Source organism: Rathayibacter sp. VKM Ac-2879, from assembly GCF_015351245.1.
GTDB lineage: Bacteria > Actinomycetota > Actinomycetes > Actinomycetales > Microbacteriaceae > Rathayibacter.
In genome coordinates, this window is the sequence record NZ_JADKSO010000005.1 from 177,989 (window position 1) to 199,438 (window position 21,450).

Below are 21,450 nucleotides of genomic sequence, written 5' to 3' on the forward strand. Positions count from 1 at the left end.
ACCTAGACCCGCGCGACTCGACGGACGCCGAGCGTTCATGGCGGGCTTTCGGGGTGCTCTCTCTCCGCGCCCAGAAGCCTCCAAGAGTGCTGTGCGAGGCTGAGAGGGTGACTCAGCAGACGCCGTTCACCGGCCGCGGGCCGGCGTTCCCCACCATCCCCCGGGGCGAGATCCTCGCCACCTTCGAGAGCTACGAGGAGGCGCAGGCTGCGGTCGACGTCCTCGCTCGCGCCGACTTCCCCGTGCGCCAGCTCGCGATCATCGGCACCGAGCTCAAGAGCGTCGAACGCGTCACCGGCAAACTGACCTGGGGTCGCGTCGCGATCGCGGGAGCCGCCTCCGGCGCGTGGCTGGGTGTGTTCCTCGGGCTATTGCTCATCATCTTCTCGCCGTCGACGAATGTCTCGTTCCTGGTGGCGGCCGTGCTGCTCGGAGCCGGGTTCGGGATGCTCTTCGGCCTCGCCTCCTACGCCGTCAACCGTCGCCGCCGCGACTTCACCTCGACGATGCAGGTCGTCGCGACGAGCTACTCCGTGCTCGTCGATCCCGAGGTGCTCAACCGGGCCCGCACGCTGCTCGACGGGCGCGGCGGAGTCGCCGAAGCGCCCGCCACCGCCTGGGCGCCGCCTCCCGCAGGCGCCGAGCCGCAGCCCGTGCGGCCCGAGGACGAGCAGCGCTGAGGCCGCGCACAGACGAGCGGGGTCGGTCGACCGCTCCGAGATCTCAGGGTGAGTTCAGGCGGACCCCACGGGCGGCAGCACGATCTCGACCACGAGTCCGTGCGGCGCACGATTCGACAGAGTGACCGTTCCGCCCGCCGAGAGCACCGTCGTGTGGACGAGCGCGAGACCCAGCCCGCTGCCCCCCGACGCGAGCGCACGCGAGTCGTCGGGGCGCGAGAAGCGGTCGAACGCCACGGGGATGAACTCCGGCGGCATGCCCGGTCCGTCGTCGGAGACGCTGAGCAGCAGCAGACCGTCCTGCTGGCCCAGCGAGGCGACCACCATCCCGCCGCCGTGTAGCGCCTGGATGGCGTTGCGGAGGAGGTTGTCGACGACGCGGCCGAGATCCTGGGCGGCGACGGCATAGAGGCGGGCGGGCTCGCGCTCGTCGATCTCGTAGTCGATCTCCACTCCCGACTGCGCTGCGAGGAGTCGGGTGCGGTCGACGGCTCCGACCAGCTCGTCGACGAGCTCGCCGAAGGGCGCGGTCGGACGGATCGTCTGGCTCTCGATGCGGGAGATGTCGAGGAGGGCGGAGGCGAGACGTACGAGGCGGTCGACGCTCTTCTGCGCGTCGAGGATCACGCGGTCGACTGCCGCGGCGTCGTCGACGCGGTGGTGCGCGATCTCGAGCTGGGCCGAGAGTGCGGCGAGGGGAGTCCGCAGCTCGTGGCTCGCATCCGACACCATCTGCTTCTCGCGCGCCAGGGAGGCCGTCTGCTTGGTCAGGAAGGCGTTGAGCGTCGTCGCCAGCTCGTCGATCTCGTCGCGTGTGCCCACCACGGGGAGCTGGTCGCCCTGGCCTGGGTCGGCGGCGATCTGGTCGGCCCGTGCCCGCATCCGGCGCACGGGGGCGAGCGCGGCGCCCGTGAGGATCCAGGAGGCGAGGCCGAAGGTCACGACGAGGAAGATCGCGGCGTAGACGAGCACGTGCGCGAAGTCGTCCAGGACGAGCTGCGACGCCGCCTGGTCGCGCGCCGACGCGATCTCCCAGGTGCCCGCGTCTGTCTCGACCGCGGTGATGCGCACGAGGTAGCTGCTGGTCCCCGTGGTGACCTTGACGTAGCGCGGTGTGGTGTCGGCGCCGGATTCGTCGAGGTCGTCGAGGACGGCGGCGCGAAGAGCCGAGGGCATCGTCGTCGCGCTGTGGTCGCCTGTCGGCGTGACGGCCAGATAGAGCTGACCCGTTGAGGAGCCCTGGGGGCGAGGCACGTTGCCCGCCGAGATGTCGCGGCGCACCTCGTCGTCGATCGACATGAGGATGGTGCGCTCGCTCCGGTCGACGATGCCGGTGACGACCTGGTAGAAGAGCAGCGCCGAGAGCGCGAACAGCACGGAGGCGACCGCGACCGTGCCGATCGTGATCCGAGCGCGGATCGAGAGCGCGTTCGTGCGTCGCCGCGTCGTACGTCCTGTTTGCGTAGCGCGCACGGCCTACTCGACCGGGCGGAGGAAGTAGCCCTTGCCGCGGACGGTGACGATGCTCACGCCCGTCTCCTCGGTCGGAAGCTTCTTGCGCAGGTAGCTGACGTACTGGTCGACGATGTTGTTGTCGACGACCTCGCCGCCTCCCCAGATCTCGGCGAGGATCCGCTGTCGGGTCACGACGGACCCGACCGGGGTGATGAGGAGCTTGAGCAGTTCGAGCTCCTTGGGGCTGACGTGGATGCGCGTGCCGTCGGCGGTGCGGCGGATGCTCGACCCGTCGACCGTGATCGTGCCCACCTCGATCGAGGTCGACATGAGGGAGGGGCTGCGTCGGAGCAGTGCCCGCAGTCGCGCGTTGAGCTCGGTGAAGGCGAAGGGCTTGGTGAGGTAGTCGTCGGCACCGGCGTCGAGGCCGAACACGCGATCCTCGACGGAGTCGCGTGCGGTCAGCAGCATGATCGGCGTCGACCGGCCGAGCTCGCGGATGCGTCGGCAGATCTCGAAGCCCGACATCGCGGGCAGCATGACGTCGACGATGGCCGCCGAGAAGTCGGAGGTGGTGAACGCCACCAGGGCATCGACGCCGTTGGTGGTCAGCTCGGCCTCGTAGCCGGCGTCTTCGAGGCCGCCCACGAGCGCTTCGCCCATGGCTGGATCGTCTTCCACGACAAGGATTTTCACGCGCTCACCCTACGGCGCGGCTCTCAGGAAAGCGGGATTTCTGAGAGCGTTTCGAGCGAGGTCGAGGGGTCTCGCACGGGCCGGAGGCGCGGCGGCACGCCCTTCAGCCCTACTCGGGTGACGTCGCGCGGTGGATCACTCGTAGTAGAGGAAGGTCTCGGCGCATCCCTGGGAGCAGAAAGGCGAGTGGCGTCGCGCGCGCCGACGTCCGCAGGCCTCGCACAGGCGTGTGCCGAGGTGGAGAAGCTGGGCGCCTCGCGGGTGAGGCATGTGTTCAGGGAGCATCGTCGATCCAGGGTGCGTGTCCGCCGTGGGTCCATCGGGGGCGAGCGAGGTGTCGGGTCTGCGCTCGGGAGGCGGATGTCGGGATACTACGTCTCCTTGACATGAAATGACACTCATTCGGGTGCCATTGACAGGACGACGCTGAGGGAGATAAGTGCCGACTGGTAGCTATTCCGTGCCACACCCCTCACGCGGCTTCTCACCTTCCTAGGGTCGATGCAGTGCTGTCGACGATCTGAGGAAGGACGGCCGATGCTCCTTCGCCTGTGGACCACGGTCACCCGACCCCGCCGCTGCGAGGCCTGCGGCCTCCCCGCGCAGAAGCGCTCCCCGTTCTGCTCCGACTCCTGCGCACGCACCAACTACCTGTACGCCTGATCGCTCGCTCGAGCGCCCCGATCCCCACCTGCTGACCCAGCGGTACCTCCCCGACGGGGGGATCCTGCCCGACCGGGTTGTGTTCCGCCCGCGCCGCCAGCAGTCATATCCTTCTGGCGACCAGCGCCGCACGAGCGACTCCGTCGCGGCGGCGCGGCTCCGCCGAGAGTGCCGGGGGTCGTCCACGACTCCCGTCGTCCTCTGCGGCCGCGACTGTCAGAGGGAGAAGCGTTTCGTGGAGGCTGTGCGCAGCGAGGTGGTCCGGCCCGCTCGGGCCGCCGACCGGTCCGAGGCCGAGAGACGCCTCCCATGACGCCGCCGCGGAGCAGATCGGCGGCGCTCGACGCCGTTCGTGTCCTGGGCCTCATCGCCGTCGTCGCCTGCCATGTCTGGTCGGCGCCGCTGTGGGCGCGTGAGCTGTTCTTCACGTGGAACGTGCCGGTGTTCTTCTTCCTGAGCGGCTACCTGTGGACCGAGCGTCGTCCCTTCCGGGTGGAGCTGGGCAAGCGCACCTCCACGCTCGCCGTGCCTCTGCTCGCGTGGTTGGCGATCCTGTTCCCGATCTGGCTCGTGCAACAGGGAATCGTCGGGGGGCTGACGCTTTCGAGCGCCTGGCGTCCCCTCGCCGGCGGCAACTACATCGGGCGGCCGTTCTCGACGTTCTGGTTCGTCTCGGCACTCTTCTTCGTCGCGCTCGCCTACCGGCTGCTGCAACGATTCCCCCTGATCGTCCATGTGGTTGTCGCTCTCGTCCTGCTCGCACTGGTCGCCGTGTCACCCGAGGCGTTCGCGCTCCTGCCGCTGGGGATCGGCACCGGGCTGGCCAGCCTCGTCTTCGTGGTCGCGGGAGTCCTCGCCCAGCGGTACCGCTCGCGGGTGAGGCGCGACGTGCTCGTCGCGGTCGTGCTGCTCGTCGTGTCGACCGTCCTGGTCGTGACGCGAGTGTCGGCTCCGCTCGACCTCAAGCGCGCCGACGCGGGCACCCCGTTCCTCAGCGCCTTCGTCGCGATCGCGATCTCGTTCGCCCTCGTGCTTCTCGCGGAGCGCTACGTTCCGCTCCTGGGCGAGCGCGTCGGACGGAGCATCGTCTTCCTGTCGAGCGGAGGACTGTTCGTCGTCTTCGCGCACCCGATCATGCTCTGGATCCTCAACAGCCGGGAGGACGGCACGTTGCTCGACTTCGCGTTCGCACTTCTCGTGCCGTGGATCGTCGCGAGCCTCGTGCGTTTCACACCACTGTCTGCCGCTCTGACCGGAGTGCCGCGAGCGACGCGCGAACCAGCCCTGGTCGGGCGCTGACCATCGGCGGTCGGAAGAAGCCCGGAAGAAGTGCCCCCAGTAGGATTCGAACCTACGCCCCTGCCTCCGGAGGGCAGTGCTCTATCCCCTGAGCTATGGGGGCCAGGAGTGCCTGACAACACTAGCACCAGGCCTGTGCGGCACTCGCGCGGGAGCGCGCGCGAGGCGTGCCACGATGGGGGCATGCTGCGCACCGTCTCCGCCTCGATGGACCTGCGTCTGACCGGGCCGACCGACATGATCTTCCTGGTCGCCGCGACCCCCACGGGGGACCGTTTCGACGACTCCTTCACAGTGCACCTCGAGGGGGAGCCGGTGCCCGTCCGGGAGTTCCCGGCACGTCACGGCGCTCGCATCCACCGCGTCGCCGGCACTGCGGGGGAGATGCGCGTCGAATACCGGGCACGGATCGAAGGACACGGGGCCCCTGACGAGCCGAGCGAGCTCGAACTCGTCGAATACCTGCGCCCGAGCCGGTACGCCGAGGCGGACATCCTCGGCGGGATCGCCCGCCGCGAGTTCGGGCGGGCGCGCGGCTTCGAGGCGCTCGCCGCGGTCGAGGAGTGGGTTCACGGCCACCTCTCGTACGTCTACGGGTCGACCGTCGGCACCGGAGGTGCGGCGCAGGTCATCGAGAGCGGCCAGGGTGTGTGCCGCGATTTCGCGCACACCGTCGCCGGACTGCTCCGCGCGCTGGACATCCCGGCGCGTGTGACCGCGGTGTATGCGCCGGGGCTCGTGCCCCCCGACTTCCACGCCGTGACGGAGGCGTGGGTCGGCGGCGCGTGGCACGTCGTCGACGCGACGCGCTTGGCTCCGCGCGGCACGATGCTGCGCATCTCCTCCGGCCGCGACACGGCCGACACCGCCTTCCTCAGCAACTACCTCAGCGACCTGCATCTGACGGCGATGAACGTCGAGACCACCGCCGACCCCATCGAGGCCGACGACCACAGTGCTCCGGTGCGTCTGGGCTGACGGCTCAGCCCGCGAGCGCGGTGAGCGCCGAGCGCATCAGGGGCTCCGGGTCGCCGGGCTCGACGAACGCGACGCTCGACGCCTCTATCCAGTACTCGCCGACGAAGGCGTCGGCGACGCCGCGGCCGTCGGCCACCCGGTAGTAGCCCTCGATCGTCGGCGGCTTGCCGTAGCTCGGGACGGCCTTACTCGTCGTGTAGAACTCGTTCTTCAGCGCCTCGATCACCGCCGGCTCGAGATGCGCCACCGCGAGCTGCACATCGGCCCCCGATGCGGTGCTCCAGCCGCAGACGGTGCCGTTGTAGCCCGCGATCTCGCGCGAGACCGCGGTCGGCTCGACCTCCGTGGACGGGGAGTACCCGGCCCACATGCCGCTCAAGACCGACGACGGCACCAGCTGCTCGCACGACAGCGGAAGAGGGGTCCCGGAGACCGCGTCGCTAGCGCTGGGAGCAGGCTCGGCGCTCGTCGCGCAAGCGGTGAGGGAAGCGACGGCCAAGGCGGCGAGAAGGAGCACGGCAGGACGACGCATGCGAGGCACCCTAGCAACGGCGCGCCGCGACCCGGCCGGTAGAATCGCTCCCCGTGACTCCCGAACAGCTCGCCGCCTCGCTGCACGCCCTCGTCCTCGACGCCGTGGAGCGACGAGGGAGCGACGCGGAGGTGGCGCTCGCCGAGGTGGTGCTCGAGCGGCCGAAGAACCGCGATCACGGCGACTGGGCCTCGAACATCGCGATGAAGCTCGCGAAGAGGCTCGGAATGAACCCGCGCGAGTTCGCGACCGAGCTCGCGACGGGGCTCGGCGCCGTCGACGGAGTCGCCTCCGTCGAGGTCGCAGGGCCCGGATTTCTCAACGTGCGCCTCGAGGCGGCCGCGGCTGGGGCGCTCGCGGGCGCGATCGTCGAGGCGGGCGACTCCTTCGGCACCGGCACCGTCTACGCCGGGGTGCGGATGAACCTCGAGTTCGTCTCGGCGAACCCCACCGGCCCCATCCACATCGGAGGCACCCGCTGGGCGGCCGTCGGTGACAGCCTCGCGCGCATCCTGATCTCGCAGGGCGCCGACGTCACCCGCGAGTACTACTTCAACGACCACGGCGCGCAGATCGACCGCTTCACCCGGAGCCTGCTCGCGGCGCACCGCGGCGAGCCCACCCCGGAGGACGGCTACGGCGGCGCCTACATCGGCGACATCGCCGAACGGGTCGCCGCCGCCTACCCCGGTGACCTCTCGGTGCTGCCCGAGGAGGAGCTCGCCGAGACCTTCCGTTCGATCGGAGTCGAGCTGATGTTCGGCGAGATCAAGCAGAGCCTCCACGAGTTCGGAGTCGACTTCGACGTCTACTTCCATGAGAACTCGCTGCACGAGTCTCGCGCCGTCGACCGGGCGATCGAACGACTGCGCGAGCTCGGCCACATCTTCGAGGCCGACGGCGCCACCTGGCTGCGCACCACCGACTTCGGCGACGACCGCGACCGCGTCATCGTCAAGAGCGACGGGGAGGCCGCCTACATCGCCGGCGATCTCGCCTACTACCTCGACAAGCGTGAGCGCGGCTTCGACCGCGCGATCATCATGCTCGGCGCCGATCACCACGGCTACATCGGCCGGATGATGGCCATGTGCGCGGCCTTCGGCGACACCCCCGGGGTCAACCTCGAGATCCTGATCGGCCAGCTCGTCAACCTGCTCCGCGACGGCGAAGCCGTGCGCATGTCGAAGCGGGCCGGCACCGTCGTGACGATGGAGGACCTCGTGGAGGCCGTGGGAGTGGACGCGGCGAGGTACTCGCTCGTGCGCTCCTCCGCCGACTCGACTCTCGACATCGACCTCGATCTGCTCACGAAGCGGAGCAACGACAATCCCGTCTACTACGTGCAGTATGCGCACGCGCGCACCCGACAGGTCGCGGCGAGGGCGGAGGCGTCCGGTGTCCCGCGCGAGCCCTTCGCTCCCGAGACGCTTGTGCATCCGACCGAGTCGGCGCTGCTCGGCGGTCTGCAGGAGTTCCCGCGCATCGCCGCGTTCGCCGCCGAGCTGCGTGAGCCGCACCGCGTCGCCCGCTACCTCGAGGAGATCGCCGGCCTCTACCACCGCTGGTACGACAGCTGCCGTGTGGTGCCGCAGGGCGAGGACCCGATCGAGGCGGTGCACTCGACGCGGCTCCGGCTCAACGCGGCGACCGGGCAGGTGCTCCGCAACGGGCTCGAGCTGCTGGGCGTGACGGCCCCGGATCGGATGTGACGGTGGCCCGGCGGGGGCGACAGCTCGCGATCGTCACAGCGGTCGTGCTGGTGCTGCTCGTGGCGGCGGCCGTCGTGGGAGACTCGCTCGCCCGTCGCGCCGTCGCGGACCGGGCAGCGGCGAGTCTCCGGGAGGCACTCGCGCTGCCCGCCGACCACGCCGTCGATGTCCGGGTCGGAGGCTGGGCTGTGCTCCCACAGTTACTCGCCGGCCGGCTCGACAGCCTCGAGCTCCGTAGCGACGACATCGCCTTCGGGCAGCTGACGGGCGACCTGGCCGCGACCCTCAGCGGTGTGCCGGCCAGCGGCTCCGGTCCGATCGACTCCGGCATCGCGACGGTGGCACTCGACCCCGCGTCGGTCAGCACGCTCGTCGCTCAGCGCAGTCCTGTGCCCGTCGACGGCGTGACGCTCGACGCGCCGCGGGTGCGCTTCGGCACGTCGATCGAGGTTCTCGGCCGCACGCTCTCGGCCGGAGTCGCCGTCGAACCCGCCGCCGTAGACGGCGCCCTGCAGCTCACCCCCGCAGACGTGACGGTGGGAGGCGCCACCTTTACCGCGGCGCAGATCAAGGACCGTTTCGGCGCCGTCGCCGACGACCTGCTCGGCCCGCGCTCGGTCTGCATCGCCGACTCCGTCCCGCGTGGGCTGACGCTCTCGGGCGTGACGGTCGCGCAGCAGTCGCTGGACGCCTCCTTCGCGCTCGCCCCGACCTTCCTCAGTGACCCGGAGGAGCAGCAGACCGGCACCTGTCCGTGATCCGGCTCGGGCGACGGGCGCTCGACCGGTAAGATCGGAGCCCTGTGCCGGCGTCTCCCGCGGGCCGAACACTGAAATCGCTGGCTTCAGGGGTCAATCCGGACTCGCTCGCCACGCAGTGACACTCCCACTCTCTCCCGTGAGGTCTCACCCGTGGACGACGACGACGCACGCGCCGCTGCCCCCCGCCACCCGCTCGCGCCCTCCTGGCTGCCGACGCCCGACGAGGCCGACTCGCTCGTCGACGGTGTGTGGCCGAGCGGCACACGACGCTCCTCCGACGGCGTGGTCACGGTCGCCGGAGTCGCCGCGACCGAGCTCGCCGAACGCTTCGGCACCCCGCTCTACGTCGTCGACGAGGCCGCGGTGCGATCTCGCGCCGTCGAGGTGCGCGAGGTCTTCGAGCGCGAACTCGCTCGCATCGGCACGGGCGTCACCGTCTACTACGCCGGCAAGGCGTTCCTCTCGACCGAGGTCGCGCGGTGGATGCGCGACGAGGGCCTGAACATCGACCTCTCGAGTGGAGGCGAGCTCGCCGTCGCCCTCGCGGCCGGCATCGATCCCTCCCGGCTCGGCCTGCACGGCAACAACAAGTCGCCGGCCGAGATCGAGCGCGCCGTCGAGGTCGGGGTCGGCACCATCGTGCTCGACAGCCTGGTCGAGATCGAGCGCGTCGCCGATGCCGCTCATCGGCGGGGCGTGGTGCAGGCGGTGCGGCTGCGGGTCAACAGCGGGGTGCACGCGCACACCCACGAGTTCCTCGCGACCGCGCACGAAGACCAGAAGTTCGGGCTCGCGCTCGCCGACTGCCCCGCGGCGATCGCCCGCATCCGTTCGCACGGGAGCCTGCGCCTGCTCGGCCTGCACTGCCACATCGGCTCACAGATCTTCGGCGCGGCGGGGTTCGCGGAGTCGGCCTCGCGCCTGCTCGACGTGCACGCGGCGCTGCTCGCGGACGGCCCGGTCCCCGAGCTCAACCTCGGCGGCGGCTTCGGCATCGCGTACACGAGCGTCGACGACCCCACCCCGATCGGCGAGATCGCCGCAGCGATCGCCGACGCGGTCGCCGAGCAGTGCGCGAGCAGGGGCATCCCGGTGCCCCATATCGCGATCGAGCCGGGTCGATGGGTGGTGGGGCCCGCGGGCATCACCCTCTACGAGGTCGGCACCATCAAGGACGTCGTGGTCGGGGGCGCGCAGTCGACGTCCGTCCGTAGATACGTGAGCGTCGACGGCGGGATGAGCGACAACGCGCGTCCTGCCCTCTATGGAGCCGACTACACGGCGAGGATCGCGAACCGTTCCTCCTCCGCCCGCCCCGCCCTGGTGCGCGTTGCGGGCAAGCATTGCGAATCGGGCGACATCGTGGTCCACGACGACTTCCTCCCCGCCGATGTCGAGCCCGGCGACCTGCTCGCGGTCGCTGCGACGGGCGCCTACTGCTGGTCGCTGGCGAGCAACTACAACTATCTCGGCCGCCCTCCCGTCGTCGCCGTGCGCGACGGCAGTGCACGCGTCATCGTGCGAGGCGAGACCGAGGAGGACCTCCTCCGCCGCGATGCCGGCATCGAACGAAAGGCGACCCTCCGATGATCGAGTACCGCAGCCTTCGGGTCGCGCTCCTGGGCGCAGGCTCGGTGGGAGCGCAGGTCGTGCGCCTCCTGCTCGACCACGGCGACGAGCTCGCGCAGCGTGTCGGAGCCCGGCTAGAACTCGCGGGAGTCGCGGTGCGCGATCTCGACGCTCCGCGCACGACCGACATCCCGCGCCACTACCTCACGACCGACGCCGAAGAGCTCATCCTCGGCGCCGACATCGTCGTCGAGCTGATCGGTGGTCTCGAGCCCGCGCGCAGCTACGTGCTCCAGGCGATCGCGTCTGGCGCCGACGTCATCACGGCCAACAAGGCGCTTCTCGCGGAGCATGGCAACGAGCTCTTCGAGGCGGCCGACCAGGTCGGTGCCCAGCTCAATTTCGAGGCGGCGGTCGCCGGAGCGATCCCGATCGTCCGGCCGCTGCGCGACAGCCTCGCCGGCGACCGGGTGCACCGCATCCTCGGCATCGTGAACGGCACCACCAACTTCATCCTCGACAGGATGGACACCGAGCACTCGAGCCTCGAGGACGCCCTCGCCCTCGCGACCGAGCTCGGCTACGCGGAGGCGGACCCGACCGCGGACATCGAGGGCTACGACGCCGCGCAGAAGGCCGCGATCCTCGCACGCCTCGCCTTCCACACCGATGTGCCGGTGACGCTCGTGCATCGTGAGGGCATCAGCGGCATCACGAAGGCGCAGGTCGACCAGGCGCGCGAGTCCGGTTACGTGATCAAGCTGCTCGCGATCTGCGAGCGCCTCACCGACACGAAGACGGGGGAGGAGGGCGTCTCGGCCCGGGTCTATCCCGCGCTCGTGCACCGCTCGCATCCGCTCGCCGCTGTGCACGGCGCGAACAACGCCGTGTTCGTCGAGGCGGAGGCGGCCGGCAGCCTGATGTTCTACGGCGCGGGCGCCGGAGGGATCGAGACCGCGTCGGCCGTGCTCGGAGACGTGGTGTCGGCCGCGCGCCGCCATGTGGTCGGCGGACCAGGCCTGGTCACGAGCGCGAGCTCGGGCCTCGCGGTGCTGCCGATCGGCCGCGTCACCACCCGCTACCAGGCGACCCTCGAGGTCCTCGACCGCCCGGGAGTCCTCGCCCAGATCGCGGGGGTCTTCGCCGACCACGGAGTCTCGGTCGAGACCCTTGTGCAGACTCCGCCGACCGCCGAGCCGGTGCCCGGTGCGCCTGGTGCGGTCCGACGCGAGCCGACCGCTACCCTGGTCATCGGCACGCACGCCGCCGCGGAGTCCGATCTGGCGGCCACCGTCACTGCCCTGCATTCCCATGGATTCGTCAGCGCCGTGACGTCCGTTTTACGAGTTGAAGGAGCCTGAGATGGCCAAGCAGTGGCGTGGAGTCCTCCACGAGTACGCGGACCGCCTCGATGTCACCGAGGCGACCCCGGTCATCACCCTCGGCGAGGGCGGCACCCCGCTCCTGCCGGCTCCGGCGCTCTCGGCGCGCACGGGCGCGAAGGTGTGGGTCAAGTACGAGGGCATGAACCCGACGGGGTCCTTCAAGGACCGCGGCATGACCATGGCGATCTCGAAGGCCGTCGAGCACGGCGCGAAGGCCGTCATCTGCGCCTCCACGGGCAACACCTCGGCATCGGCCGCGGCCTACGCGACCCACGCCGGCATCACCGCCGCCGTCCTCGTGCCCGAGGGCAAGATCGCCCTCGGCAAGCTGAGCCAGGCCATCGCGCACAACGCCCAGCTCCTGCAGGTGCAGGGCAACTTCGACGACTGCCTCGACATCGCGCGCGATCTCGCGGCGAACTACCCCGTCCACCTCGTGAACTCGGTCAACCCCGACCGCATCGAGGGCCAGAAGACGGCCGCCTTCGAGGTCGTCGAGGTGCTCGACGACGCCCCCGACTTCCACATCGTGCCGGTGGGCAACGCGGGCAACTACACCGCCTACTTCCGCGGCTACTCGGAGGAGCTGGAGCGCGGCGCGACGACCCGTCTCCCGCGCATGTTCGGCTTCCAGGCCGAGGGCTCCGCCCCGATCGTCCACGGCGCGCCCGTCCGCCATCCCGAGACGATCGCGAGCGCGATCCGCATCGGCAACCCCGCCTCGTGGGAGCTCGCGCTCCATGCCCGCAGCGTCAGCGACGGCTACTTCGGTGCGATCAGCGACGAGAAGATTCTCGAGGCGTACCGCATCCTGGCGGGCGAGGTGGGCATCTTCGTCGAGCCCGCGTCGGCCATCAGCGTCGCGGGCCTGCTCGAGCGCTCGGAGGCGGGAGAGATCCCCCGGGGCGCCACGGTCGTGCTCACGGTCACCGGGCACGGCCTGAAGGACCCGCAGTGGGCGCTGCGCACCGCGGACGGAGCCGACATCACCCCGACCGTCGTCCCCGTCGACACTGCCGCCATCGCGGGCGTGCTGGGGCTGGCCGGCGCATGACGTCGGCGGTTCCCGTCGGCCGCACCGTCCACGTCAAGGTCCCCGCCACCTCGGCCAACCTCGGGCCCGGCTTCGACACGCTGGGCCTCGCGCTCGCGTTCTACGACGAGCTCGACGTGACGGCCGTCTCCGCGACGGGCGCGCGGGTCACGGTGCACGGAGTGGGGGAGGGCGAGGTCGCGACCGACGAGACGAACCTCGTCGTGCAGGCGATCGCCTATACCTTCGCCGACCAGGGCCACGAGATGCCGGGCATCGAGGTGATCGCGCGCAACATCATCCCGCACGGTCGCGGAATGGGCTCCTCCGGCGCCGCGATCGTCTCGGGGATCATGGCGGCGAAAGGCCTGCTCGAGGGGATCGTCGAGCTCGACGCCGACGAGCTCCTCCGCATCGCCACCGAGCTCGAGGGACATCCCGACAACGTCGCGCCCGCCCTCTTCGGCGGCCTCACGATCGCGTGGGTCGAGCCCGACGCCTCCGGGGCCGACGAGTCGCCGTTGCGCCCCCGCTCGAAGAAGCTCATGGTGCACCGAGGAGTCTCGCCCGTCGTGTTCGTGCCCGAGCACACGATGTCGACCCGTCTCGCCCGCTCGCTGCAGCCGCAGAGCGTGCCGCACGAGGATGCGGTCTTCAACGTCTCGCGGTCGTCTCTGCTGATCGCGGCGCTCATCCAGAGCCCGGAGCTGCTCTTCGCGGCTACCGAGGACAAGCTGCACCAGAACTATCGCGCCGCCGCGATGCCGCAGACCTCCGCTCTGATCGCGCTACTGCGCTCGCACGGCTATGCGGCGGTCGTGTCGGGTGCGGGCCCGAGCGTGCTCGTGCTCTGCAGCGACCCCGCGCAGCGCCTCGCGGCGGCCGAGCTGGTCGAGAAGGAGGCGCCCACGCCGTGGCGGGCGCACATGCTGGCCGTCGACTTCAAGGGTGCTACAGTGGGGACCGCATCCCGAGGAACCGCGTAACGAGCGGAATCTGTCCGACGGATCGTCCCGACAACCACGGCCATCAGATCGTGTGAAGGGCGCCCCTGCTCCTCTTCTGCAGATCGGCGCCTGGTCTCCGTGCCTCCTCTGCGCTCTGCCGCGGCGGGTGGCGGCGGCCGAGCATCGCGTGGATCAGAACACGCGATGGCACCGCACGGTCGATGAGCTCTCCCGGTGAGCAGTCGTTCCCGGGGGGAAGGAACCCTCTCCAGTGACAGATGTCAACACTCACGGCTCGACCGTGAACCTCAGCGCCGATCTCTCGGCGCTCCGCGTCGCCGAGCTCCAGGCGCTCGCGACGAGCCTCGGCCTCGGCGGCGCCTCGAAGCTCCGCAAGGGCGAGCTCGTGCAGGCGATCTCAGACCTCCGCGCCGGTGCGGCGGCCGAGGCTGCCGTCGACGCGTCCAGCACCGAGGCCGAGCCGGCCGATGTCGCCGAGCAGGCGACTCCGGAGCCCGAGGTCACGGAGCCCGCCGACGTGTCGGGCACCGAGGCCGAGCCGGTCGACGTGGTCGAGCAGGCGACTCCCGCGGTCGAGGAGGCGGCGGATCCCGTCGCCGAGTCGGCCCCCGTCGACGTCGAGCTGCCCGTCGTGGCCGAGCCGGTCGCCGAGTCGGCCGAGCGCACCCCGCGCCGTCGCAGCTCGCGACGCGCCTCCAGCGGCACCGTCGCCGCCGGCGAGCACGTCAACATCCCCGGAGGCAGCGGCGTCGAATCGCTCATTCCGGATCTGCCGGTGATCGAGCCGAGCACCGATGCGGAGCAGCCCGCCAAGCCGGTCATCGACATCGAGCTGCCCAACGGCCCGGAGTCGGATGACTCCTCGCGTGAGAACAGCCAGCGTGACCGTCGCGGTCGCCGTCGCAGCCGTGGCGGCTCAGCAGAGCAGAACGAGCAGCAGTTCGACGAGACCACCCCGCAGGACGACGTCGAGTCGTCCGAGTCCGGCGATCAGCAGGACCAGCAGCAGGGCGGCGACCAGCAGGGCACCGGCCGCGGTCGCAATCGCCGCAACCGCAACCGCAATCGGGGCGACGACCGTCAGAACGACGGGGGCGCCCAGAATGGCGGAGCGCAGAACGGCGGCCAGGCCGCGCAGAACCAGGGCGGCCAGGCTGCACAGAACGGCAACGGCCAGAACGGCAACGGCCAGAACACGAACGGCCAGAACGGCAATGGCCAGAACAACGGCGGCTCCGCGCAGAACGGCAACGGCCCGCAGCAGAGCGCCGAGGGCGAGGACGGTCGCCGTAGCCGCTACCGTGACCGCAAGCGTCGGGGGGGAGCGGTCGGTGACGACATCGAGCCCGAGATCGGCGAGGACGACGTCCTCATCCCCGTCGCCGGCATCCTCGACGTTCTCGACAACTACGCGTTCGTGCGCACCACGGGCTACCTGCCCGGCGTCAGCGACGTCTACGTCTCGCTCGGCCAGGTCAAGAAATACAACCTGCGCAAGGGCGACGCGGTCGTCGGTGCCATCCGTCAGCCCCGCGAGGGCGAGGGCGGCGGCCGCCAGAAGTACAACGCGATCGTCAAGGTCGACTCGATCAACGGCCAGACCGTCGAGGAGGCGGCCGCGCGCGTCGAGTTCCAGAAGCTCACCCCGCTCTACCCGACCGAGCGCCTCCGTCTCGAGACCGAGCCGGGCAAGCTGACCCAGCGGATCATCGATCTGGTCGCCCCGATCGGCAAGGGCCAGCGCGGACTCATCGTCGCGCCGCCCAAGGCGGGCAAGACGATCGTGCTGCAGCAGATCGCCAACGCGATCGTGCAGAACAACCCCGAGGTGCACCTCATGGTGGTCCTGGTCGACGAGCGTCCGGAGGAGGTCACCGACATGCAGCGCACCGTGCGCGGCGAAGTCGTCGCCTCCACCTTCGACCGTCCCGCCGAAGACCACACGACCGTCGCCGAGCTCGCCATCGAGCGTGCGAAGCGCCTGGTCGAGCTGGGCCACGACGTCGTCGTGCTGCTCGACTCCATCACCCGCCTCGGCCGCGCCTACAACGTGACCGCTCCCGCCTCGGGCCGTGTGCTCTCGGGCGGAGTGGACGCCTCCGCTCTCTACCCGCCGAAGAAGTTCTTCGGCGCGGCCCGCAACATCGAGAACGGCGGCTCGCTCACCATCCTCGCCACGGCGCTCATCGAGACCGGATCGAAGATGGACGAGGTGATCTTCGAGGAGTTCAAGGGCACCGGCAACATGGAGCTGCGCCTCTCGCGTCACCTGGCGGACAAGCGGATCTTCCCCGCCGTCGACGTGAACGCCTCCGGTACCCGCCGCGAGGAGATGCTGCTGAGCGCCGACGAGGTCAAGATCACCTGGAAGCTGCGCCGGGCCCTCGCCGGGCTCGACCAGCAGCAGGCCCTCGAGATCATCCTGTCGCGCCTCAAGGAGACCTCGTCGAACGTCGAGTTCCTGATGCAGGTGTCGAAGTCGGCCGTCGGCCCGGCCACCGCGACGCACGGCACGACCCACCACTAGCGCCCTCACGTCCGCGATCGCCTCTGCACTGCAGGGGTGGTCGCGGACGTTTGGCGTTCCCGGGCGTCGCGCCCCACCCACCACGATCCTTCGGAAACCAGGACCCCATGTTCGAATCCGTCAGCGTCCTCCTCGCCGAGCACGAAGAGTTGCAGACGCAGCTCTCCGATCCTGCCCTGCACGCCGATCCGGCGCGGGCAAAGAAGGTCAACCGGCGGTACGCCGAGCTCAGCCAGATCAAGGCGGCGCACTCGGCGTGGCTCCAGGCCGGCGAGGACCTCGAGGCCGCGCGCGAGCTCGCCCGCGACGACGAGGCCTTCGCCGAGGAGGTTCCCGAGCTCGAGGAGTCGCTGCGCGTCGCGCAGGAGAAGCTGCGCCGCCTCCTCATCCCGCGCGATCCCGACGACGGTCGCGACGTGATCATGGAGATCAAGGGCGGAGAAGGCGGGGCCGAGAGCGCCCTGTTCGCGGCCGACCTGTTGCGGATGTACTTGCACTACGCCGAGGCCAAGGGGTGGAAGACCGAGATCCTCGACCGGGACGAGTCCGACCTCGGCGGCTACAAGAACGTGCAGGTCGCCATCAAGAGCAACGCCACCGACCCCTCGCAGGGCGTCTGGGCGCACCTCAAGTACGAGGGAGGCGTGCACCGCGTGCAGCGCGTCCCCGTCACCGAGTCGCAGGGCCGCATCCACACCTCGACGACCGGCGTGCTGGTGTTCCCGGAGGTCGACGCGCCCGAGGAGGTCGCGATCAACCAGAACGACCTCAAGATCGACGTCTACCGCTCCTCAGGGCCTGGCGGCCAGTCCGTCAACACGACCGACTCCGCGGTGCGCATCACGCACCTCCCGACGGGGATCGTCGTCTCGATGCAGAACGAGAAGAGCCAGCTGCAGAACCGCGAGGCGGGCATGCGTGTGCTGCGCGCCCGCATCCTTGCGCGACAGCAGGAGGAGATCGCGGCGGCAGCTTCCGACGCCCGTAAGACCCAGATCCGCACGATGGATCGGTCCGAGCGAATCCGCACCTACAACTTCCCCGAGAACCGCATCGCCGACCACCGCACCGGCTACAAGGCGTACAACCTCGACGGCGTGATGAACGGAGCCCTCGATCCCGTCATCGAGAGCGCGATCCAGGCCGACGAGGAGGCGCGGCTCGCCGACATCGGCTCCGACGAGTCGTGATCACCGTGACCCGTGACGTCCGCGCACTGCTCGCCGAGGCGGTGGGAAGGCTGGCCGCCGCCCGCGTGCCCACTCCCGATGTCGACGCCGAGCTGCTGCTCGGGCACCTGCTCGGTCTGGGCCGCGGAGAGCTCCAGGCGCGGCTGATCACCGGCCTCAGCGTCGACGACGCGGTGGGGGAGGCGTTCGACCGCGCGATCGAGCGCCGCTCGGCACGTGAGCCGCTGCAGCACATCACCGGCGTTGCCCCGTTCCGCTCGCTCGAGCTGGCGGTGGGGCCGGGAGTGTTCGTGCCGCGCCCCGAGACGGAGCAGGTCGCGCAAATCGCGATCGACGCCCTGCGTGCCGTCGCCGATCCCTCCCCCCTCGCTGTCGATCTCGGCACCGGGAGCGGCGCCCTTGCCCTCGCACTCGCTCACGAGGTCCCGCATGCGCGCGTCATCGGCGTCGAGAACGCGACCGAGGCGTTCATCTGGGCGCGCGGCAACCGCGAACGTCTCGGTCTCGAGAACGCCCGCATCGTCTTCGACGACCTGGCTCGGGCGCTGCCGGACCTGGATGGCACTGTCGCCGTCGTCGTGTCGAACCCGCCCTATATCCCCGCCGCGGCGGTCCCGCGCGATCCCGAGGTGCGCCTCTACGATCCGCCGTCGGCGCTGTACGGAGGCGAGGACGGACTCGATGTCGTCCGCGCGCTCTCGGTGACCGCGCGGCGCCTCCTGCGCCCCGGGGGAGTGCTCGTGATCGAGCACGGAGAGCTGCAGGGACGCGAGCTGCGCGAGCTGCTGGCCGCCGACGGCTGGCGGGGCGCGACGACCCAGCGCGATCTGACCGGGCGGGACCGGGCGACGGTGGCGGTGCGCTGAGGGGGCGAGGTGGGGAGTCGTCACCGCAGAATGCGTCGAAAAGAGAATTCAGCGGGGACACCTCTCTGCACCCTCATTCAGGAAAAGCGTGACTCGGCGTGACGGGCCACTCGATGTGCGGCGAAGAGGCTGCTTATCGCTCGCCATCATTGTGGGGAAAGAGTTCTTCGTCTCCTCGACGGCTGTCGCGGCGAGTGGCCGACCACATCCCCACCGCCTCCGGAATCGACGATCACGGTGACGCTGTCTCCTCCACCCGATCGCCCTCTCGGGGAACGCTGACAAGCCCGGTCGGGGAACCCTGTCAGGCGACGCATGCCTTCCGGGGACGTGATCGAGCGTGGCGGAGGGACCTCGCCGCACGAGGTCGTGGTCTGCGCCGCCCGGCTGGGTGCCGAAAGACCCTTTCTCGGGGGTCATTCGTGAGAAGAATGAAGCGTCTTTGCCCTCTGATCCCCGGGTCTTCGGGATGGGGTGCAGTGATGTTTCGGTCGTGACGCCGTCGCGAAATAGTCTACTCTTGGCACGTCCCAGTGGACGTCCCCCACCGAAGAACGTGCCGTCCTTCGACGTCGGAAAGTAGATGTTTGTGAGCCGAGAAATCTTCATCCGCGGTACCGGTCAAGAAGACAACATCGGGGACGTGGTCCTCCGTCGCGAGATGTTCGCCCGCCTCCGGCCGGCGGGACGCCTGCATCTCTTCCTGGGCGAGGCGTCCGGCGACTTTATCGCGGCGCTGGAGCTCGCCCCGAGCGACATCGTCTACTCGGACATGGGGGAGTGGAAGCGCGCCGCCCTCCGTGCCGCCCTGCGCCGTCGGGCATGGTTCGTCGACAAGCCGGGCGAGATCATGGTCACGCGAGACGTCTATCGCGGTCAACGCAGCCTCCTCCCGCTGATTCTCGCCGTGCGCGCCAGCGGTGGTCGAGTCCTTCGCCTCGGGATCGGACAGCGTTCGGTCAACACGGAGGTGGTGCCCGCCTTCCGCCGTCTCTACAGCCTCTCGTCCCTCGTCGCGTGGCGCGACATCGAGAGCGCGGCGGCGTTCCGCATCGGAGAGGTCATGCCCGACTGGGGGTTCGCTCCGGCGAGCACCGCCGAGGGGATGCCCCGGAAGACCCTCGTCCTGTCGTACCGCGGCGACCGGGACATCCTCAGCTCGGCCACCCTCGACGGCGTGAGGCACTTTGCCGAGAAGAAAGAGCTCTCGATCGTCGTGGTCACGCAGGTGGGCCGTGACGAGACCCGGACGCGCGAGCTCGCCGAGGCGCTGGGCGGCGTCGCTGCGGGATGGCCAGAGGGGATCACCCATGCGGTGCAGGAGGAGCGCCTCCGCGAGATCTATCGGGGCGCTGCTGCCGTCTTCAGCGACCGCTTGCACGTCCTGATCGTCGCAGCGACCGAAGGAGCCGTTCCTGTCAACGTGGTCGATGAGCCGGACCGCAAGGTCGCGCGTCATTTCGACGCGATCGGGTACCGGAACATCACTGTGTTGGGCTCTGGGCGAGCGGCCGGTGAGATTGCTGACGTCCTCGACGCACAACTCGTCAGGCGCGGGGAGCTCCTCGCCGCACTGGCTGCCGCCGGCGTCGCCCTTGACGACCTCACTCGGCGTGCGCTCGGACGAGCCGCCCGGTGAGCGCCTCTCTCGGAGGGCGTGCGCTGGGCGGCGTCAGCGCCACCCTGCTGTGGCAGGGAGTTCGGATCGGGCTCCTCGGACTGTCGATCGTCATCCTCGCCCGGCTTCTCAGCCCTTCCGACTACGGCCTTCTCGCCATGGTGACGGCAGTGATCGGCGTGGGAGAACTCCTGCGCGACCTCGGCCTCTCCGTTGCGGCGGTACAGGCCAAGACGCTGTCGCCGGGTGAGAAGACGAATCTCTTTTGGATCAACACCGCCGCGGGATTCGTGCTGAGCGTCATCGTCTTTCTTTCGTCATGGGGTCTTGCGGCGCTCTACGACGAGCCCCGACTCGTTCTCATCACCCAAGTGCTTGCGTTGACCTTCCTTGTCAACGGAATCGCGACCCAGTTCAAGGCCCAGATAAATCGAGATCTTAGATTCATGGCGCTCGGATTGTCCGAGGCTGTTCCTCAAGCGATCGGCCTAGTTCTGGCGATCATCGCCGCAGTGGCCGGAGCGGGCTATTGGGCTCTCGTCGTGCAAGCGATCTCAGTCACCGTGATCTCGTTGGTGCTGAACGTCCTGTTCGCCGCATGGTTCCCAGGCCTGCCGAAGCGCGGCGAGTCCATCACTCGATTCCTGCGATTCGGTGGTGCTCTCGCAGGAACACAGGGCATGAGCTACGTCTCCAAGAACATCGATAACGTCATGCTGGGTATCTTCTACGACTCGGCCGTCCTAGGCTTCTACAGTCGGGCTTATCAGCTGATCGTGCTTCCTCTGACCCAGCTCACGGCGCCCCTCTCGCGGGTGGCCATTCCCATTCTTGCTCGTCTTCAGGACGATCTTCCGCAATTCCTCCGGTACTTGCGCACAGGGCAGTTCTTCACCGTCGCCCTTGCGTCGCTCTTCTACGCGAGCATGGTGGGGCTCGCCGCGCCCCTCACGCTGATACTTCTCGGAGACAAGTGGCTACCCGTCGTCCCCATCTTGCAGGCGCTCGCGGTGTCGGGAATCTTCCGCGCTATGGGCCAGGTTCCCTACTGGATCTTCGTCGCTCTCGGCCTGACGGGCAAACAGCTCCGTCTCTACCTCGTGACGCAGCCCATCATCATCATCGCGATCCTCGTCGGAGTACCGTGGGGAGGAGTAGGCGTAGCGATCGGCAGCTCGGTCGGCTATCTCCTCTTCTGGTTCCTGCAGATGTGGTGGGCAGGACGTAGTTCTCCGATCTCGACGGGACCCTTGATCCTGTCCGGACTGGGACTCGTCGGAATTCTGGCCGTGCCGACCATGGGGATCGGTCTCCTGGTTTCTGCGTTCGTTACGGAGCCCTTCACGGCTGTCGCGATCGGAGTCGGAGCCACCGCGCTCTATGCCGCCGCGATCGTCGCCGCGATTCCGCCCTATCGAGGGATGGTTGCCACCATCGGGTCGATCCTTGCGCGTCGTCGATCGCGAGCGACAGCCTGATCGCCACCGAGAGTTCATCACCTTCGCGGCGGCACGGCGC

Annotated in this window: 18 protein-coding genes and 1 tRNA gene; 15 read left to right on the plus strand and 4 right to left on the minus strand. The window is 69.5% G+C overall.

The window, feature by feature from the left end; all coding sequences use genetic code 11:
• Positions 1–107 precede the first annotated feature (107 nt).
• Positions 108–680 (plus strand): general stress protein, encoded by a 573-nt coding sequence (locus tag ITJ45_RS13290; RefSeq protein ID WP_194610576.1) that lies wholly within the window; start codon positions 108–110, stop codon positions 678–680.
• Positions 681–734: 54 nt separating this feature from the next.
• Here ITJ45_RS13290 and ITJ45_RS13295 read toward each other — a convergent pair whose 3' ends face one another.
• Together ITJ45_RS13295 and ITJ45_RS14360 are read right to left on the minus strand one after the other, a co-directional pair.
• The gene (locus ITJ45_RS13295; protein WP_194610573.1) at positions 735–2,153 is read right to left on the minus strand and encodes a sensor histidine kinase; all 1,419 of its coding nucleotides are present in this window, start codon (positions 2,151–2,153) and stop codon (positions 735–737) included.
• A gap of 3 nt (positions 2,154–2,156) precedes the next feature.
• Entirely contained in the window at positions 2,157–2,816 is a 660-nt protein-coding gene (locus ITJ45_RS14360; protein ID WP_323743029.1) for a response regulator transcription factor, read from the minus strand.
• Positions 2,817–3,368: 552 nt separating this feature from the next.
• Between ITJ45_RS14360 and ITJ45_RS14245 the strand changes: the two genes are divergently transcribed.
• The gene (locus tag ITJ45_RS14245) at positions 3,369–3,494 is read left to right on the plus strand and encodes a hypothetical protein (protein ID WP_267238169.1); all 126 of its coding nucleotides are present in this window, start codon (positions 3,369–3,371) and stop codon (positions 3,492–3,494) included.
• A 309-nt stretch (positions 3,495–3,803) separates the two neighbouring features.
• Positions 3,804–4,793, plus strand: coding sequence for an acyltransferase family protein (locus ITJ45_RS13305; protein ID WP_194610571.1), 990 nt, complete (start codon positions 3,804–3,806; stop codon positions 4,791–4,793).
• 31 nt (positions 4,794–4,824) lie between these two features.
• On the opposite strand, the gene ITJ45_RS13310 is transcribed toward ITJ45_RS13305, so the two are convergent.
• Positions 4,825–4,896, minus strand: a tRNA-Arg gene (locus tag ITJ45_RS13310).
• 80 nt (positions 4,897–4,976) lie between these two features.
• Here ITJ45_RS13310 and ITJ45_RS13315 point away from each other — a divergent pair.
• Positions 4,977–5,771, plus strand: a complete 795-nt coding sequence (locus tag ITJ45_RS13315; protein WP_194610569.1) for a transglutaminase-like domain-containing protein — start codon at positions 4,977–4,979, stop codon at positions 5,769–5,771.
• A gap of 4 nt (positions 5,772–5,775) precedes the next feature.
• On the opposite strand, the gene ITJ45_RS13320 is transcribed toward ITJ45_RS13315, so the two are convergent.
• Positions 5,776–6,303, minus strand: a complete 528-nt coding sequence (locus ITJ45_RS13320) for a hypothetical protein (RefSeq protein ID WP_194610567.1) — start codon at positions 6,301–6,303, stop codon at positions 5,776–5,778.
• 53 nt (positions 6,304–6,356) lie between these two features.
• Between ITJ45_RS13320 and argS the strand changes: the two genes are divergently transcribed.
• From argS to ITJ45_RS13375, 11 genes are all read left to right on the plus strand, one after another.
• The gene (gene argS / locus ITJ45_RS13325; RefSeq protein ID WP_194610565.1) at positions 6,357–8,015 is read left to right on the plus strand and encodes an arginine--tRNA ligase; all 1,659 of its coding nucleotides are present in this window, start codon (positions 6,357–6,359) and stop codon (positions 8,013–8,015) included.
• Between the two features lie 2 nt (positions 8,016–8,017).
• Positions 8,018–8,773 (plus strand): DUF2993 domain-containing protein, encoded by a 756-nt coding sequence (locus tag ITJ45_RS13330; RefSeq protein ID WP_194610563.1) that lies wholly within the window; start codon positions 8,018–8,020, stop codon positions 8,771–8,773.
• Positions 8,774–8,926: 153 nt separating this feature from the next.
• The gene (gene lysA / locus ITJ45_RS13335; protein WP_194610561.1) at positions 8,927–10,366 is read left to right on the plus strand and encodes a diaminopimelate decarboxylase; all 1,440 of its coding nucleotides are present in this window, start codon (positions 8,927–8,929) and stop codon (positions 10,364–10,366) included.
• Entirely contained in the window at positions 10,363–11,706 is a 1,344-nt protein-coding gene (locus tag ITJ45_RS13340) for a homoserine dehydrogenase (RefSeq protein ID WP_194610559.1), read from the plus strand. The genes lysA and ITJ45_RS13340 overlap by 4 nt, the downstream gene beginning before the upstream one ends.
• A 1-nt stretch (position 11,707) precedes the next feature.
• Complete coding sequence (gene thrC / locus ITJ45_RS13345; protein ID WP_194610557.1) at positions 11,708–12,784, plus strand: threonine synthase; 1,077 nt, start codon at positions 11,708–11,710, stop codon at positions 12,782–12,784.
• A complete protein-coding gene (thrB, locus tag ITJ45_RS13350) occupies positions 12,781–13,749 on the plus strand; it encodes a homoserine kinase (RefSeq protein WP_194610555.1) in 969 nt (322 codons plus the stop codon). Before thrC ends, thrB begins: the two co-directional genes overlap by 4 nt.
• A gap of 232 nt (positions 13,750–13,981) precedes the next feature.
• Complete coding sequence (rho, locus tag ITJ45_RS13355) at positions 13,982–16,258, plus strand: transcription termination factor Rho (RefSeq protein WP_194610552.1); 2,277 nt, start codon at positions 13,982–13,984, stop codon at positions 16,256–16,258.
• A gap of 107 nt (positions 16,259–16,365) precedes the next feature.
• Positions 16,366–17,448 (plus strand): peptide chain release factor 1, encoded by a 1,083-nt coding sequence (gene prfA / locus ITJ45_RS13360; protein ID WP_194610550.1) that lies wholly within the window; start codon positions 16,366–16,368, stop codon positions 17,446–17,448.
• Positions 17,449–17,453: 5 nt separating this feature from the next.
• A complete protein-coding gene (gene prmC, locus ITJ45_RS13365) occupies positions 17,454–18,314 on the plus strand; it encodes a peptide chain release factor N(5)-glutamine methyltransferase (RefSeq protein WP_194610548.1) in 861 nt (286 codons plus the stop codon).
• Positions 18,315–18,903: 589 nt separating this feature from the next.
• On the plus strand, positions 18,904–19,953 hold the full coding sequence (locus ITJ45_RS13370; protein ID WP_194610546.1) for a polysaccharide pyruvyl transferase family protein: 1,050 nt from the start codon (positions 18,904–18,906) through the stop codon (positions 19,951–19,953).
• The gene (locus tag ITJ45_RS13375; RefSeq protein WP_194610544.1) at positions 19,950–21,410 is read left to right on the plus strand and encodes a lipopolysaccharide biosynthesis protein; all 1,461 of its coding nucleotides are present in this window, start codon (positions 19,950–19,952) and stop codon (positions 21,408–21,410) included. The genes ITJ45_RS13370 and ITJ45_RS13375 overlap by 4 nt, the downstream gene beginning before the upstream one ends.
• Positions 21,411–21,450: the final 40 nt, after the last annotated feature.

Bases quoted from the DNA above. Each gene is read 5' to 3' on its own strand.
- ITJ45_RS14245 (WP_267238169.1), top strand. From the start codon at position 3,369: ATGCTCCTTCGCCTGTGGACCACGGTCACCCGACCCCGCCGCTGCGAG.
- ITJ45_RS13305 (WP_194610571.1), top strand. From the start codon at position 3,804: ATGACGCCGCCGCGGAGCAGATCGGCGGCGCTCGACGCCGTTCGTGTC.
- ITJ45_RS13315 (WP_194610569.1), top strand. From the start codon at position 4,977: ATGCTGCGCACCGTCTCCGCCTCGATGGACCTGCGTCTGACCGGGCCG.
- ITJ45_RS13320 (WP_194610567.1), bottom strand. From the start codon at position 6,303: ATGCGTCGTCCTGCCGTGCTCCTTCTCGCCGCCTTGGCCGTCGCTTCC.
- ITJ45_RS13340 (WP_194610559.1), top strand. From the start codon at position 10,363: ATGATCGAGTACCGCAGCCTTCGGGTCGCGCTCCTGGGCGCAGGCTCG.
- thrC (WP_194610557.1), top strand. From the start codon at position 11,708: ATGGCCAAGCAGTGGCGTGGAGTCCTCCACGAGTACGCGGACCGCCTC.
- thrB (WP_194610555.1), top strand. From the start codon at position 12,781: ATGACGTCGGCGGTTCCCGTCGGCCGCACCGTCCACGTCAAGGTCCCC.
- prfA (WP_194610550.1), top strand. From the start codon at position 16,366: ATGTTCGAATCCGTCAGCGTCCTCCTCGCCGAGCACGAAGAGTTGCAG.